Genomic DNA, 14521 nt, shown 5'->3' with positions numbered 1-14521 from the left:
AAAGTTTGGAGATAAAGCATACAAAGTTGTTCGCAAGACTCTGTATGGCTGGGCAATTCTTCTGTTTTGCTACGGATTCTCAAAGATTTTTGGGTTTACCATCTTTCCTGATAACGTCATGATTGCCATAACATCAGCTGTCACGTTAAATATTTTCGCCGCATTTCTGGGCGTAATCAGAGGTTTGTTCCCTGCCGGCAAGAAAGACAAGGACTAACCCGGCCACCGCGCCGGTTTTTTTGTTCCCACCCATAAAGTGCTTAATCCTGAGCAAAAGATAATCATTAGTATCTATCCCCGCCAGACACTGCATGGTGGCGAAGCCAGCACGACTGGCATTCAGGATTTCCCTTTCCCCTTGTTTCAGCGACATATCAGCGCCTGCCAGCCCTGTTCCCGTACAGACACTCACCTCCCACAGCCTCCTTGACCTGAAAACTTTTTCGTCAGACCTCTGACCAGCAGCGGATGGCAGCCTCAACGCCTGGAATTTTGCTGAGGATGTTTTAGTATTGGCCTGTGACCATCTGTGAAGGCAGATGCTCTGTCATACCCGTATTAAGGCAATGTTGGCTATCCCCCGGATACCTGCTGGGTCCGGGGCTTTTTTTACTTCTGATATCCGGCAAACCGTTTTGACGCCTTTCGTCGGCCGGCTTTTACTGGCTGCGGCCCCATAACGTGCTCATTTTTGCGCACGCGTCGTTAATTTGTATCTATTCTGCCCCAACCCTGTAGTGTGGATGAGCCAGCCTGACTGGCATTCTGGATTACCCTTCCCTTTGAGCGAATTGATGCCTGTGTAACGCAGGCTTTTTTCGCCTGACTCTGGCGGCCGGCCGGCTTTATCGCCTTTCACCCATACTTAAATCCTATAATTACACAATCTTAACGGAAAGTTTTCATGCATGGATTATGATGAACGTGTAACACAGCAATGCTGCTGCGTTCGAGAGTAGATTCCCTTTATTCCTCAGCCAGGTATGGCTGGATTAAGCAGCTCAACGAGACTAAGCCAACACCAGAGAGGTCTGGCTCGGAACTGATGCCGCCCGAATATCCGTTCGGGCTTTTTTTTCGCCATGCATCTACCACCTGACTACACTTTATAACTCATCTAATCATCGAGATGGCGCTTATGAACCTCTCTCCAAGGTCAGTGACATTACTCAACATAGTGGTGATCATACTGCTTATCGTGGGCCTCGCTTGGTATAAGCACTGGCTCTAAGGACCCACCCCGTAGCCCGCTGAAGATGGGCGCGGTACACACCTGCCCCGTCGCCGGGGCTTTTTTGTTCTCAAAGGATGGGAGAGGCGATAAATGGAAATTATGTGTCAGGGTTTAACCCCGTTTCAGGGGCATAACTTAATCTCTGGTTGTAACTGAGGCTTTAATAGCATCAATGCTCTTCAAGGCTTCGTCAGGGTCTGAAAGGGCAAGCTCTACAAGGCTGAAAAGCATCTTTATTGCCTCTGTATGATAGGCGGCAGATACACCTGATGTGTTTAATGCTTTAGCATCAGTTACTGCTTCACCATCAAAAGTGTAAGTCGTGCCAATTTCTGAAACAGCGTGCGGGCACCACTTTTCAACATCCTGTTCAATTAAGCCAACGCTAGGTCCGCCTGAATAGCCTTCATCACTCACACGATAGTCGAATGTGACGCCGCGCCATGAAAGGACAGCTGCAAGAGCATTATCGACAGTGGTAATGTTTTCCTTCAAGCGCTCATCTGAAAGATTCTGCCATGTAGTTGCCTGACCTACTCCGGTGTATAGGAAATTGAAACCAGCTACAGTTGAGGCGCCACCAGGGTTTAACCCTGAAACTCGAAGTTGAGCAAGAATGTCAGAGCCTGATGTTTCTCTCAGGAATAATCGCGCTGCTGCACCACCGCTATCTTCTCCACCACGTCGGCCATTAAGCACCCCTCTAATCATTGCAACTTCATTTACTGTGCCGTTACTGGTTCCGACAGGGTCGGCATTAAAATTGATTGTTGAACTCTTTGTTAAGGTACCGCCAGACTTGCCTTCGATTGTATTGAGTCGAGAATCGTTACCCTGGGCGAAGGTGTTAGCCTCCGTTCCAAAAGGTAATTTTTTACCGGTTCCTCCAAGATTCAATGGGAGGGCACCATCAATAAAGCCAAGGTTTGTTCGCGCTATTCCCTTATCGGAAAGATCATTAAGATTCTGCGATTTGTCGAGCTTGCCTGTTATGGTAGAGCCAATACCATTCCACGCAGGCCCTTGCCAAGATGTACCATCTGGTAACATTACAGTGACCGTTCCAGACCCAGTAAAAATCTGCTGCCAGTTCACTTTATCCAGATTGAAACCACGTACCGCATATGTCACCTGAGCCGCTAGCTGAGCGGTAATAGCCGCCATTGTACCATATGGTACAGGAGTCCATGACTGTCCAGATGCTGATGGACCGGTGTAGTTTTCCATCAGGGTCAGCGAGGTGTTGGATTCTATGGATTTCACGCCGAGCGTATAAGCGACGCCGCCAACCGTTGATACCACAAAATCATTCACCTTCAGCTCGGTAGTGAAGCTGGTTCCGGTTCCAGTTACGGTTGCTGAGTTGTTTGTTAAAGCAATAGTTCCTGCTGGCATATTTCTCTCCGGGCAATAAAAAACCCGGCGCGGAGGCCGGGTTCATAATGTTTTTTTAGGGCTATTTTTCGCAGGTTGAGCTTACAAAATTGTTGGCTGACACCCATTTCCAGCCAAAGGGATTGCCTGCATAGTACTGGGTTTGATTTGCTTGCTTTCGAACGGCATAGATTGGAACAGTTGTATCCTGACCGCCAATTTTAGCGATGGCATTACACTTAGTTGGTGGCACTGTCTGACATGCGGATATTAAAGACACCGCAGCAATTAAAATAATTTTCTTCATGATTTTGCCCAGAGAGAAGTTTGTAATATTTATAAACCCTCACTTCCTAACCATTCAAATCATGAATTAGATCTTATAGATCGAATTATTTAATATCTTTCCACATTTATAGCTGTCAGACGGTTTCTGTAATTCAAAAAAGTACCATTTGCCGATGCCCCTTCGTAATTCCCTATATACCCACTTGCAATTTGTGAAGTGTTTCCGTTGAATCTGGAGCTTGATGCAAATTGCGCCACTACTGGCATTGGCTGGCCGCCTTGATTTATGGTTCCAGAGAAGTATCCTGTGTAAACCGGAGCGACAGCCCACTGCCCACTTAATGTTGTGCTGAACTTGTAACCTGAGGAGGTATCAACCGTTGAGTCTCCAAGATTTTGCACATCACGAAGAACTTTGGTTTCATTGGTCAGAATGCACCGTCCTTGTGCATCATTTATCTGTATACCCCATGATGGAATGGGCTGGAATTGATATCCAAAGATAAATATGTTGATCTGCCTAGAGGCTCCAGCATACCTTAATCTCCACACATTTCCTGATATCTCAAGAGCCTCACATGTAGACAAGCTGCCGCCTTGTGCGCCATTGCTGTTCACAAAAACATATCGCGGAGTTCCATCGCCAGTAAAAAGGTCTATTAGTCCTGATGAGGAGTTGATAGTCCTTTTTTCAATCAAGGTTAATGGCATCGTATCAGCTATGTAAAATGGAACGCCAGATCCGTCAGTTAACATTGCGCCGTACACAATTGAATTACCTCGCGAAAACTAGAATATTGCCGGGTACATTCGGAAACGTTCCCGCTGAATAATCCGAAGGATCTACCTGCGCAACGATAACGCTTGCACCACTAATGTAAATTCTCTTTCTCCCATTCCCTGAGCGATCTGCGCTTGCCTGGAACAAATAATCAAGAGAATATCCGCTTGGTACGGAGTAAGCCTGGTTGTAATTACTCACAGCATCTATCGACATAACACCCAAAGAATTTACCTTTACTAATCCAGTGTTATTGTCGACACCGTTTGCATCCCATGTTCCGAATCCGTATGCCATTAGCTGAGTTTCCCCATTCTCACGCGCAGAACTCCATTGCCGTCATAAACGGAAATCTGGTTGTTGGTCTGCACCATGCGCCCATTCCCCGCTTCATAACCGTTGTTTTCAAATGTCCCTCCTTTATCCAGCCTCCATCCTGTCGTTCCGGCGACATAGTTGCTGGACTGGATGAAGTTACCAATCTTGGCGTTGTCGATTGAACCGTCCTGAATGAATGCAGATCTGATGAACACCTGACCATTAACGGCGGCGAAAGCGAGCTGATAGTTTCCTGCATCGCTGCCGGTGTAGATACCGAACTGATCCGCATTGAACGCGATAGTGGATTTGTAGGAGCTACCAGATGGCTCAATGCCGATAGCCATGCCGGCACCGTAATAAACATCATTGCGGTTAATCCCAACCCGGAGCGTATAAGAAGCTTTGGCCGTTCCGTTGTCAGTTACGGTAGCGGTGAGCTTCTCGTTTACCGCGGCACTCAGGTCACCAATTTGGGCCTGCACCTGTGTTTCCAGCTGAGCCATAGCTTCGGACACCGTAGCCACTGTCGTTTTGATGGTGATGATGTCAGCGCGAACCTCACCATTGATAGCGAACTGGTGATCTACAGTGGAGTTGTTATCCAGGGCGTTCTGCAGGATGCCCTCGATATTGGTGTCGATTTTGCCTGTCAGATTCTCAAAAGCTTCCGAATCCCGAATCGCCTCATCAATCAGGTCAATCATGCCGGGTATGTCGAACGACGCTTTGCCCGAAGATTCCACAAACTGCGACACGCCGAAAGCGTTTTTGGTACGTACATACATGTAGTAAGTCGTATCAGCTTTCAGGCCATGCAGCGTCCACTGTGATGCCCTGCCGAGAAACTGAGCCTCATCCTCAACTGCTGAAATGCTGCTGGCTGGCACCTCGCCCGTGTACCAGAACTCGAAAGATGTGTCTGTTGTAGCGGTGACATTCATCACCGGCACGATGTCAGCGGAGAAAATACCAGGTGTCCACTGAATGAAGGTCGGAGCTGATGGTGCGCCGATAACCAGGCTAACCTGCGTCTCAGCCCCCTTCATGCCGTTTTCATTGCGTCCGCGAACCCCAAGCGTATAGCTACCGGCATCCAGCCCGTAAAAGTCATAGCGGAACTGATCTGTTTCGTACTGCGCTACAACCTTGCCGTCCAGGCTGTATACGTAGAGCTCGAAAACAATCTTTTTAGTCAGCGTCGCCGTTTCCCACGCCGCGCTGACCTGCACTGTTTCGCTGTTGACGTTGATGATGCGCAGGTTTTCAATATTGGGAACGCGATAGCCATTCAGCGTATCGTTTGGCGTTTCAAAGACAGCACCATCGTCCACTACTGCCTGTTTATTTGGGTCGTGCAGCGTTGCCGATATGCTGTAAACCGAGTTGTTCTCATCTTCCGAGATGCCCATGATACGAAACAGCCGCGGCGCAACCTCACCGGTTGTGATGACGAACACGGTGCCGTCACGAACCCATGAGGGCGTGGATTTAAGCGTAATAACGCGGCTGGCTACGCTGGCTATTTCATACTTAACAAATTTCCCGTTAGAGCCCATCAGCGACATGCTGTCGCCGCCACCTACCAGCTCAGATACGTCAGCGTCAACGGTGATGCTCCGGCCGGCATGAGACATGATGCGTCCGCCAAGGCGAGTAGCCGCATAGTTGTTGTCCATGACTTCAACCACGTCCCCGGGCATGAAGCGGATAGCTTCGCGCGCCATTTTGAACGTGATTTTCTTCGTTTCCCGCTTGCAGGTCTCCAGCATCCATTTGCCGGTTCTGAATGCCTGCCCACGTGATGTGCAGCCAAATGCTTCAAGTGTCGTTTCGTTGTAGCCGTAGCGGTCAATCATCTCGTCGTCAGATACGTACTCCTTCACCTGAGACCAGCCATTATTCGGATCTGTCCATGAAACGATTACAGCGTTGAAGCGCTCAGAACGCTTCATAGAGCTATAGCTAAACAGACCATCCACCACGTTGGCGTTAGTGATTGAAGCAACCGGATCCTGAGGGTTATCCAGCATTACAGAGAAGCGGATGCCGTCCCAAAGCGCGATACCGCGGAACATGCCCGCAATATCGTCCAGAAGGTCGCGCGCGCTCTTCTGTTCCGTTATATAAGCATTCAGGGTAAAGCGTGGCTCTTTGCCGCCATAGCCATCATCGACAAGCTGATCGCAAAACTGCGAAAGTACGTACAGGCTGCCATCATCCACATCGATATAGCCTGCCCGCTTCGCCAGCCCATAACGGGTATTCTTCACCAGCGCACGGAACAGCCAGGCCGGGTTATTGGTCCACGCTGACTTAAATCCACCGGTCCAGATGCCGGAGTAAGTCCGTGCAATCGGTTCGTAGTTATCAGGCACATCAACAATCAGGCCGCGCAGATGATATGTGCGCGTGGGCGTGTCAGTGTACTGGTCTCGGTCAACCACGCAGCCGGCAACCGCCGCATAGGGATACGACAGGTTGTCGTCAGTGATTTCGGTGAAGCTGTTCCAGACAGTGCCGTTATTAAGCAGATCGCTGTTGCTGTCAGGCGTAACGCGGCGCAGGCGAATATCGAAAGGCTTCGTTTCAGGCGCGTCAAACAGGTGGGCTTCCAGATACTCACCAGACTGCTTTCCGGTAATTGTGACCGTCTTCTGAACCTGCCATGCACCATTACCCACCCGTGTTTCGATAACCATCGTCACAGAGGTTTCTTTCTGGTTTGCTTTGTTGTCCTGCTGTACGAGCGCTGAAACACCAATGTTCATTCGAATCCGATCAACATCGGTGTCCGTTACAGTGCGGACCAGCGGGGTAGCTTGCGTGACATCGGTGTTAACGACCGTCGTTGCTTCGATCGTATTGAAGCCATTGATTGGCGTTTGCGTCGCCGTTCCCGGGCGCCATGCCACGCTGACACCGTTGATGGTCGCATTGCCTGAAGAGTCGGTAACAGGCGTCTTGTTCAACATGAACGAAGAAAGGTGGCTCTGGTCTACCGGTCCGTAGATTGGCCCCTCGCTGATAAGGTCGAGAACGCGGAGGAATTGCTTGGATTTGAGGTTGTCATCAAGAAGTTTTGGGGTGCTTCCACCGCCGCCGCCTGAGCCCATGCTGTCACCTTAGCTGATAGAAATATTCCAGTCCTGATTGTTCGTGGTATCGATGCCCAGGCTGATTACGTTTGAACCAACCTCCATTTCACCGAGCAATAACGGCACCGGCCTACCCTGCCCGATGCGGTTTTCTGCGCTGGTGAATGAGTTGTTGGTAATGGAATTGGTATCCTGGTCCGCTGATGACTTCGTTTTCATGTGCGATGTCATATAGAGCGAATACGCTACTGAGGCCACCGTGACGGCGACCATAATCCATACGGCTGCCACTGCAGAGATAGAGCCCTCAACGATGGGAACGAATAGCACCCGGGCACCGTCTTTAACGTGCCTGTTCATGTGGAATTCGAGGTTATCAGCAGATACATCGCTTCCGTCGATGCGCATACGCAACCGGGTCTGGTAGAAGTCACGTTTGAATGCCGGGCACTGAGCCAGCAGGAGTCTTAAACCCTGCGCGGGTGTATCGACATTCAGAGAGATTTGGCGGAAATGTCGTCGTAAATTCCCTGCAAATCCAAAGATGAGCATTGTTCGTGCCTCCAGATGGAGTGAATGAGTGGAACGTGAATCTGGCGAAGTGGTTCTCGGCGGCTAAGCCGGCCGTGCACTTCGTGGTGCAGGATTGTATTTTCACCCAGCCAGATCATCGCGTGGCACGGGTCGCACTCAGGAAACGCGCGGCGGATAATCACATCACCCGGCTGGATGTCATCGAAACCTACCTCATGAAAGCCGTTAGCCGTCATGTTCTTCAGGTAGAGGTTTTCGCCACGCACCCACCAGCCGTTTGTCCGCACGAAGTCGGGCAAGTCGATGCCGCAGAGATGATAGGCGTCGCGGAAGAGCGTGTAGCAATCCATCTCACCGTGAATAAACCGGCGTCCAAGCAGGTGTGGGGCCGGACGAAACTTTCGCAGCTGTCCGGCGCTGGCAAGCCACCAGTCTATGCCGGTTGCAAGTTGGGCGGTGCGGTCAGCAGCTGAAAGCACCAGCTTCGCCTGCGGGTGTGAATGAAAAACGGCGGTGATTTCTCCCGCCGCTTCAGCTTCAATCCAGTCTCTTTCGTCAATCCGGAAATTTCGCTCCGGCTCGGGATGCACGTTGCGACATCGCCACAAACGATCGCCATCAATAATCAGCCCACACACCTCATCACTGGATGATTCGGCATAAATCAGGCATTCGGATTCAATCATCAGGAAACCTTCGCTGAGCCTGGATAGCCGCCGTATGGCAGCGCGTTAGGCTTGGGAAAACGCATGCGGCAACCGCTGCGATGCTTTGAGCACTTGTCGCGCGAGAGGTCTGATGTTGGATTATCTTTCTCGTCAGCGACCGGACCACCTGAGTATCCGCAGCCATCGCCGCGGTATACCCACTGGCAAACATCCGCGAGAATGGTGCGCGCCGGGATGATGGCGTTATCACAGTCTACCGGTGTAGCAAGGTTGTAAGTGACCGTCTCAAACGTCTCTTCCGCCATCTCCTCAATGACGTATCGCGATACTGCCTCCATAGTCGGATCTGCATCAGCGTTACCGTTCGGGAAGTTCACCGCATCCAGATGCTTAACCAGCACCTGCCGGCGCGTTACCACAGCACCAAGCGCATCATCAAAGTCATGGTTGATGCCCGTAATAAGACCGGAAATGTTTGCAACCTTCATCGTCGGGCGCGAGTACGTCCCCTCAGATTTAACTTCAAAGCCCTCTACGGCTATCGGATAAGCCGAGTAAGCACGACCCTGCCAGATGACATCGTTGTAATAGCCGTTAGTGCCAGCGTGGAAGCGAATAACATCACCGCCGAACGACTGCAGGTCGACTTCAAACAGGTCGAGCATCGCGCCAACACCGGCATCCACGCTTTCGATGATTAGATCTGCTGGTATGTCTCTCATCGCGGCACCTGCTCAAACGTCCCTGTTAGCTGATAAACGCTTCCGGTTTTCTGCATTGACCATGACCGGCATACATACAGCCCCTGAACGCCAGTATCAGATGGCGTCCAGTAGAACGACTCAACCGCCATGCGCGCCCTGAGAAAAGCATCAGCAGCTTTAGCCACGTTTTGCCCGGCACATTTCGAATCTTCGTATCCGATGAACGTCAGCGAATATTTCCCCATAAGCGGTTTGATTCCTTTCACCTGACGTTGCTCATAGCCATCGCCCAACTTCACGACGGCTACATCAGGCGTGCGCTCGCCCGTGAATCCGGTTTGGGGGATCCATGTGAAAGTTTCTGGCATGGGATTTCCTGTTATTTGCGGGGGCCGAGGATTCCACCAGGTCGCGTCTGGTCTTTCATTTGATAGAGCGCAACCTGCTTCATCATGCCGGCCATTTTCTGCATGGTGGCGTCGTCGATGCCGTTGGTGGTCTGGATGTTGAAGGCAATATTAAATACCGTTCCGCCGCCGTCACTTCCTCCCCCACCAATATCCTTATTACTGATCATCTTGCCTTTGTCACCAGTAACCATGTACTGGCTTCCATTATCAGCTTTGAATATCTCAGGTTTATTTCCTTCGCCCACACGGTACATGGTGTTGGCATTCATGGGGCCGCCGTGCTCACGCCCTCCACCGTAAGATATGCTACCGATACTGGAAAGAAGAGACGCACCAGCACTGGCGATCGCAGCGTAGTTAGCGAACTTCTGCGCCGGAGTTAATGCTGTTGGGTCAGCCATTGCCTGCGAGATGGCAAGCTGCAGGTTCAAAGCTGCCTGCGCAACTGCAAAGCCTTTGCTCAGCGCGAACATAGCCTGATAAGCGCCACTGCTTTTTCCTGCAGCACCAGCAGCCAGATTGGCCAGCCCATCGAATCCCTGTGACACCGAGCCAATGATTGAAGATATCGCCTGCGACTGCATGTTCGCTTCGTTTTCTGCTATCTGCTGACGTGCATTGGCCGCCTGGCGCTGAATGGCAGTTTTGGCGTCCTCATAGAGTTGCGCGTTCTGCACATCGAGGGCCTGATATTTTGCTAGCGCCTCAAGTTTCTGCTGTTCCTGTAGGTCAATCTGAGCTGTTGGATTCTGCACTGCACCCGATCTGGCATCGGGCATAACCTCAGATGCAGCAATCTCCTGCTGAGCGAACTTCATGCCCTGCTTTATTTGGGCCTGTTGCTTAAGGGCGTTGTTTTGATCCCAAATCTTTGCAGCATACTTTCCGGCCTGCTCTATCTGAATATCGGTAGCGCCTTTACCCAGCGATTGCTCCGCAGCCAGTATCGCTTGAGCTCGCGACAGTTCTTTGGTCGTATCGCCTACCTGCTCTGATTTTGCTCTGAGCGCCTCAAGTTTTTGGGTTACCGATTCTGCTTGTGACGCTGACCTTCTCGCTTCTGCATTCCCAGCTTTGGTTGCAGATGTATTTTTCTCTGTGGCCGCATACTCATCCTGCAGCGCTTTCACGCGCTTACTGTCAGTTATGCCGGCATCTTCAGCATCATATTGAGCTTGCAGTCTTGCCTTCGCCTGACCTTCAAGTTTCGATAGTTCAAGGCGTCGTTGTGACTTCTTCTCCAGATCCTTGGCTTCTTTGCTGTCAGTCGTGGATTTTGGGATTACGATCTTTGACTGGCTTTCAAGTTCTTTTGTGGAGGCTGCACGAATGCTTCTGATCTCAGCTTCCGTATTTTTTAGATTAAATGTCGCCTGACCTACTCGCTGCTGGTAAACAGACTGCGTCTCCCACCACTTTTGCCCTTCCTGGACCTCGCTTGTGTATTGCTTTTGTAGTTCAAGAAGCTTAGGAAGCCTTCCAGCGTCCCCAGCGTTCTTGTTGAAGTAATTCAGGTTGTTTGAAAGCTGGGTCATGGCACCGGCTAGAGACCTGGTCAGCCCAATGGATTCATTCAAATCTGAAATCACGTTTTTAAATGCAACATCCAGTGAGTTTTTAGCGCGTTCGACGCTTGAAGGCATTTTGTCGAATTCTTCACTCACCTTCCCAGCCTGGGATCTTATGGCATTCAGAGCATCCTCTGCTGTTAACTTGCCCTCGAGCATCCTCTTACGTAAATCACCAACAGATATGCCTAAACCGGCTGCCATCTGGCGCGCCAGTTCCGGCATCTGCTCAATAATCGAGTTAAATTCCTCCGCCCGGATAATTCCGCCATCCAGAGACTGTCCAAATTGCCGTAGGGCTAAGCTCATCTCTTCACTGGATGAGCCGCCAACAGTGCCTATTTTTTGGAGTGTTTCTGTAAGGGCGAGGACCTGAGAATTTGATACTCCTGCAGATTTCAATGACTGAGTTAATTTTTCCCATAGCCTTTCCGTATCATCAAGGCTGCTGCCAGTTTGAGCTGCGATAGCGCTTAAACTGGCCATGGTGCTCTTTGCAACTTCAATTGAAGGAGAAAGCCGTTCAACCCTAGCCTGAAGAATGGACATCTGATCCGCTATAGAAATGATGCGACCGGCAGCTTGCAACGTAAAAGCACCTGCTATCGCCAATCCAACTCTGTTCATCATCATCTCCATCCTGCCGGATGAAGCGGTCGCCTTCTCGGTTGATGAAGAAGCGGCATCTTGAGCGCTCTTGAGGTCATAAAGTTGGCCAGCTAGCGATGCAATCTCTTTTCTTTGTGATGCAGTAGCCTGAGATCCTGCCTGAAGCTCAGCTGCTAAAACAACAGCGGCCCTTGCGCCGTTTTGCTGCTTTTCCTCGAGTATTGCTACTTGGTTTCCAAGTGACTCCATAACCTTAGAAGCCTGGCTGGCGTCATTGGCAGATCGCGCGACCGCTTTTCCTGTTTTCTGCGCAGAACGCTCAAGGCCATCCATACTATTTGAAGCCTTATCTGCACCTTTACCCATGGAGTCAAGTGCCGCTTTGGCTTGCGTTGAACCTTGCAGCAATGGAGCAATGTCAGCGCCAACATCGTAGTAAATTTCTCCAACTTTCTCTGACATTACGATCTCCGGGCAATAAAAAACCCGCCGAAGCGGGTTGATGTATAAATGATTAAGTTTTAGCTGCAGGCTTCATTGCCAACATAATCTGCAATTGAGCCACCAACTATTGGTGACAGGTGGTCATCTGGTTTAGATGAATGCATGTCTCCTAAAGTCTCGCCAGAACCCAAATACATAACCTTTTTGGCGCTGCAATCGTAGGCGCGTTGAGAATAAGTTGTACCCGATTTTCCTTCTCGCTTGGTAATGATTGTGGCGAGGTTACCTTTGGCTCCTATTTCCAGCACGGTATAGGTCGCATTGGGATCTGACGGTACGTGCAACTTGTAAGGCGGCTTGTTGGCCGCTGTTGTGACCACCACTATGGCCATTGCACCCAAAATCAGTTTCTTCATACCCTTATCCTTTTTGATGTAAGAAGTATCGACCTTTGACTTCGGAAAGGTTTATCGTCCCTCCCTTCCAACCTTCAGAGAGCATTTTCTCTTTCAGGGTAGCATCTCTTTCGGCCTTCTTATAACGCCGTAATAGAACACCTAATTGGTCATAGCCGACATTCGTTGGTCTGACGAAAGTTCTGGGGTGAGGATACGGGCCAATGATCTGCTCGTATTCGTAAATCTGGTAATAGGCCTGCGCAATCAAAGCATCCATCACGATGTCCGAAATGCTGACCATGTATTCACAGGCGCTGATCGCAATCCTCAGATGCTTTTCATCTGCACGCTGACGGTAATGATTTTTAACAGCCCCGGTTAGGGTAAAGTGCAAATCGACGACTTCTAAGAAGTTCTTTTTTAGCACCCAATCCCTGAACCATTCGACCTTTTGAGGAGCAAAACCCTGAAGCTCCATATCCCTATCCCCATAAGTAACAGTGGGCAAATCGTAGCATGGAGTGGGTGCAAGGTGGTGCAAACATGACACCCTGCCGGTTGCTCTCGCATGCTCGTTCACGATATTTTGTATTCACTGCTATCAATAACATGGAGAGCCCATGCCTACCGTCAAAAAACGCATCCAGCTTCAGTGCGCGCTCGACAATCTGGACGACGCCCAGGTAGAGATTGTTCAGCTCAAAATGGTGATAGGGTTAATCATCTCTAAGCTGCCGCCAGAACAGAGAGAAGATATCATTTTTGAACTGCGTGATTTCGGCCTGAGCAACAGCGCCCAAGAGTTCACTCAGTTCGTGGTTGAGTGAGAATTGGTCAGAGACTGGATATTGCCACCTCTCAAAAAGTGAAGTATCCACGAATAGCCTGATACCAGCCGTTCACGGTTGGTTCCAACTGCATAATCCAGAAGCCAAGGGCTATCATCGCCAAACCCGCGCAAGTGTGGAGAAGCATGTAAAGCCAATACACTTCATACCTGTCACTTCTGTGAACATGTTCTCGCCGGGATGTACCTTTGAATCGTAAAGTGTAGACGCCTCGATGCAGAAAGAATGCGGCTTCAGTGAGAGTAATGATGCCACAGGCAAAAATGATAATGACAAGTATCCAGTCTTTAACGTCCATGATTTTCCCAGTAGGTCTCGCTAACCAACCTTTTACGCCAATTCTATGCTAACCCATAAGCACTGATCATCTATCAGGATGTGCGAACCGGCAAGCCAGTGCTAGGATTCATCCTAAAGAAAGGAAATTGAAGGTAACAAAAATGCATGATAAAAATGCTGGGAAAGTGCGTGACTCCAGTGAGATTACTAAAATCACCTTTGATATGATTAAGTATTTCTTCCAAGAAATTGAGCATAAGCATGGTGAATCTGAGTGCTCATTCTGCCATTCAACGACTTGGCATATCCATAAGTCGCCATACGATCCATCCAATCCAAACGTTGTTACTTTTCCAATGCCCTTTTCTCCAGGTATAGGCATGTGGGCATTTCCGATAGCCTGCGCTGATTGTGGAGATATGAAGTTCTTCGAAGCCTCTAAGGTTTATGACTTTCTGAAGTCAAAAGGTAAGCTATGACAACAATAGATGCTTACTTTCCGAATTTCGTAGGCAACGCTAAGCCGAATGTTTTAGTTGGTGGTATCATTGAAAACATGGATGGCAGCACCATGTACTTTGCTGACAAGGTCACTATTGATTTAGAGGAGGATGAGGAAGTGACTAATCAACAACCACACTTAAAAGTTCCACTCACCTTCAAATCAGCAATGGGCTTGGGTATAGCGTTCCTTGCTGTTGCTTTAGGCGGAGCATGGACTATGTACACGCACCTGGACAACAAGTTAGAAACTTATCGTTCTGGTACCGAAGCCCGTATTGAGTCTGCACGTGCTAGCCTTGATACAAAAATTGATGCGTTAGGTACTTCTACTCGGGCAAGCATTGAATCTGCAAGGGTTGAAAACAAATCTGACAATGCTGTTATGACCAACCAACTTCAGGCCATATCAAATAAGCTTTCTGAACTGAACGGCAAGTTATCTAAAGATGAGTAACCCGGCTC

15 protein-coding genes are annotated in these 14521 nt (G+C 49.6%); 3 read left to right on the top strand and 12 right to left on the bottom strand.

Annotation, left to right across the window (positions count from 1 at the left end):
- Positions 1–145: 145 nt before the first annotated feature.
- From ABVR31_RS22005 to ABVR31_RS21950, 12 genes are all read right to left on the bottom strand, one after another.
- Positions 146–373: a hypothetical protein gene (locus ABVR31_RS22005; protein ID WP_372774616.1), complete on the bottom strand. Its 228-nt coding sequence runs from the start codon at positions 371–373 to the stop codon at positions 146–148.
- A 996-nt stretch (positions 374–1369) separates the two neighbouring features.
- Entirely contained in the window at positions 1370–2629 is a 1260-nt protein-coding gene (locus ABVR31_RS22000; RefSeq protein WP_372774614.1) for a tail fiber domain-containing protein, read from the bottom strand.
- Positions 2630–2690: 61 nt separating this feature from the next.
- Complete coding sequence (locus tag ABVR31_RS21995; protein WP_372774612.1) at positions 2691–2915, bottom strand: cor protein; 225 nt, start codon at positions 2913–2915, stop codon at positions 2691–2693.
- A gap of 89 nt (positions 2916–3004) precedes the next feature.
- Entirely contained in the window at positions 3005–3652 is a 648-nt protein-coding gene (locus ABVR31_RS21990; RefSeq protein ID WP_372774610.1) for a hypothetical protein, read from the bottom strand.
- Positions 3653–3973: 321 nt separating this feature from the next.
- Positions 3974–7111, bottom strand: a complete 3138-nt coding sequence (locus ABVR31_RS21985; protein WP_372774608.1) for a host specificity protein J — start codon at positions 7109–7111, stop codon at positions 3974–3976.
- Between the two features lie 9 nt (positions 7112–7120).
- Positions 7121–7645, bottom strand: coding sequence for a tail assembly protein (locus ABVR31_RS21980; protein ID WP_141495665.1), 525 nt, complete (start codon positions 7643–7645; stop codon positions 7121–7123).
- The gene (locus ABVR31_RS21975) at positions 7588–8313 is read right to left on the bottom strand and encodes a C40 family peptidase (protein ID WP_372774606.1); all 726 of its coding nucleotides are present in this window, start codon (positions 8311–8313) and stop codon (positions 7588–7590) included. Before ABVR31_RS21975 ends, ABVR31_RS21980 begins: the two co-directional genes overlap by 58 nt.
- Complete coding sequence (locus tag ABVR31_RS21970) at positions 8313–9017, bottom strand: phage minor tail protein L (RefSeq protein WP_372774604.1); 705 nt, start codon at positions 9015–9017, stop codon at positions 8313–8315. The genes ABVR31_RS21975 and ABVR31_RS21970 overlap by 1 nt, the downstream gene beginning before the upstream one ends.
- The gene (locus ABVR31_RS21965) at positions 9014–9367 is read right to left on the bottom strand and encodes a phage tail protein (RefSeq protein ID WP_372774602.1); all 354 of its coding nucleotides are present in this window, start codon (positions 9365–9367) and stop codon (positions 9014–9016) included. Before ABVR31_RS21965 ends, ABVR31_RS21970 begins: the two co-directional genes overlap by 4 nt.
- Positions 9368–9378: 11 nt before the next feature.
- Positions 9379–12048, bottom strand: coding sequence for a tape measure protein (locus tag ABVR31_RS21960; RefSeq protein WP_372774600.1), 2670 nt, complete (start codon positions 12046–12048; stop codon positions 9379–9381).
- A 59-nt stretch (positions 12049–12107) separates the two neighbouring features.
- Positions 12108–12446 (bottom strand): hypothetical protein, encoded by a 339-nt coding sequence (locus ABVR31_RS21955; protein ID WP_372774598.1) that lies wholly within the window; start codon positions 12444–12446, stop codon positions 12108–12110.
- Between the two features lie 4 nt (positions 12447–12450).
- Complete coding sequence (locus tag ABVR31_RS21950) at positions 12451–12906, bottom strand: hypothetical protein (RefSeq protein WP_372774596.1); 456 nt, start codon at positions 12904–12906, stop codon at positions 12451–12453.
- A 142-nt stretch (positions 12907–13048) separates the two neighbouring features.
- Between ABVR31_RS21950 and ABVR31_RS21945 the strand changes: the two genes are divergently transcribed.
- The 3 genes from ABVR31_RS21945 to ABVR31_RS21935 all read left to right on the top strand — a co-directional run bounded on the left by ABVR31_RS21945 (position 13049) and on the right by ABVR31_RS21935 (position 14513).
- Positions 13049–13255 (top strand): hypothetical protein, encoded by a 207-nt coding sequence (locus ABVR31_RS21945; RefSeq protein WP_372774594.1) that lies wholly within the window; start codon positions 13049–13051, stop codon positions 13253–13255.
- A gap of 461 nt (positions 13256–13716) precedes the next feature.
- Entirely contained in the window at positions 13717–14034 is a 318-nt protein-coding gene (locus ABVR31_RS21940) for a hypothetical protein (protein WP_283342103.1), read from the top strand.
- A complete protein-coding gene (locus tag ABVR31_RS21935; protein ID WP_283342104.1) occupies positions 14031–14513 on the top strand; it encodes a hypothetical protein in 483 nt (160 codons plus the stop codon). Before ABVR31_RS21940 ends, ABVR31_RS21935 begins: the two co-directional genes overlap by 4 nt.
- The last annotated feature ends 8 nt before the right edge of the window (positions 14514–14521 follow it).

It is taken from the genome of Pantoea sp. WEP (assembly GCF_041678305.1).
GTDB lineage: Bacteria > Pseudomonadota > Gammaproteobacteria > Enterobacterales > Enterobacteriaceae > Pantoea > Pantoea dispersa.
The sequence above is the reverse complement of the archived record's forward strand: the minus strand, read 5'-3'. Positions and strand labels throughout refer to the sequence as shown.

Coding starts and splice junctions, on each gene's coding strand:
- ABVR31_RS21970 (WP_372774604.1), bottom strand. CDS start 9,017: ATGAGAGACATACCAGCAGATCTAATCATCGAAAGCGTGGATGCCGGT.
- ABVR31_RS21960 (WP_372774600.1), bottom strand. CDS start 12,048: ATGTCAGAGAAAGTTGGAGAAATTTACTACGATGTTGGCGCTGACATT.
- ABVR31_RS21945 (WP_372774594.1), top strand. CDS start 13,049: ATGCCTACCGTCAAAAAACGCATCCAGCTTCAGTGCGCGCTCGACAAT.
- ABVR31_RS21990 (WP_372774610.1), bottom strand. CDS start 3,652: ATGTTAACTGACGGATCTGGCGTTCCATTTTACATAGCTGATACGATG.
- ABVR31_RS21950 (WP_372774596.1), bottom strand. CDS start 12,906: ATGGAGCTTCAGGGTTTTGCTCCTCAAAAGGTCGAATGGTTCAGGGAT.
- ABVR31_RS21940 (WP_283342103.1), top strand. CDS start 13,717: ATGCATGATAAAAATGCTGGGAAAGTGCGTGACTCCAGTGAGATTACT.
- ABVR31_RS21965 (WP_372774602.1), bottom strand. CDS start 9,367: ATGCCAGAAACTTTCACATGGATCCCCCAAACCGGATTCACGGGCGAG.
- ABVR31_RS22005 (WP_372774616.1), bottom strand. CDS start 373: ATGTCGCTGAAACAAGGGGAAAGGGAAATCCTGAATGCCAGTCGTGCT.
- ABVR31_RS21975 (WP_372774606.1), bottom strand. CDS start 8,313: ATGATTGAATCCGAATGCCTGATTTATGCCGAATCATCCAGTGATGAG.
- ABVR31_RS21935 (WP_283342104.1), top strand. CDS start 14,031: ATGACAACAATAGATGCTTACTTTCCGAATTTCGTAGGCAACGCTAAG.
- ABVR31_RS21980 (WP_141495665.1), bottom strand. CDS start 7,645: ATGCTCATCTTTGGATTTGCAGGGAATTTACGACGACATTTCCGCCAA.
- ABVR31_RS21985 (WP_372774608.1), bottom strand. CDS start 7,111: ATGGGCTCAGGCGGCGGCGGTGGAAGCACCCCAAAACTTCTTGATGAC.
- ABVR31_RS21955 (WP_372774598.1), bottom strand. CDS start 12,446: ATGAAGAAACTGATTTTGGGTGCAATGGCCATAGTGGTGGTCACAACA.
- ABVR31_RS22000 (WP_372774614.1), bottom strand. CDS start 2,629: ATGCCAGCAGGAACTATTGCTTTAACAAACAACTCAGCAACCGTAACT.
- ABVR31_RS21995 (WP_372774612.1), bottom strand. CDS start 2,915: ATGAAGAAAATTATTTTAATTGCTGCGGTGTCTTTAATATCCGCATGT.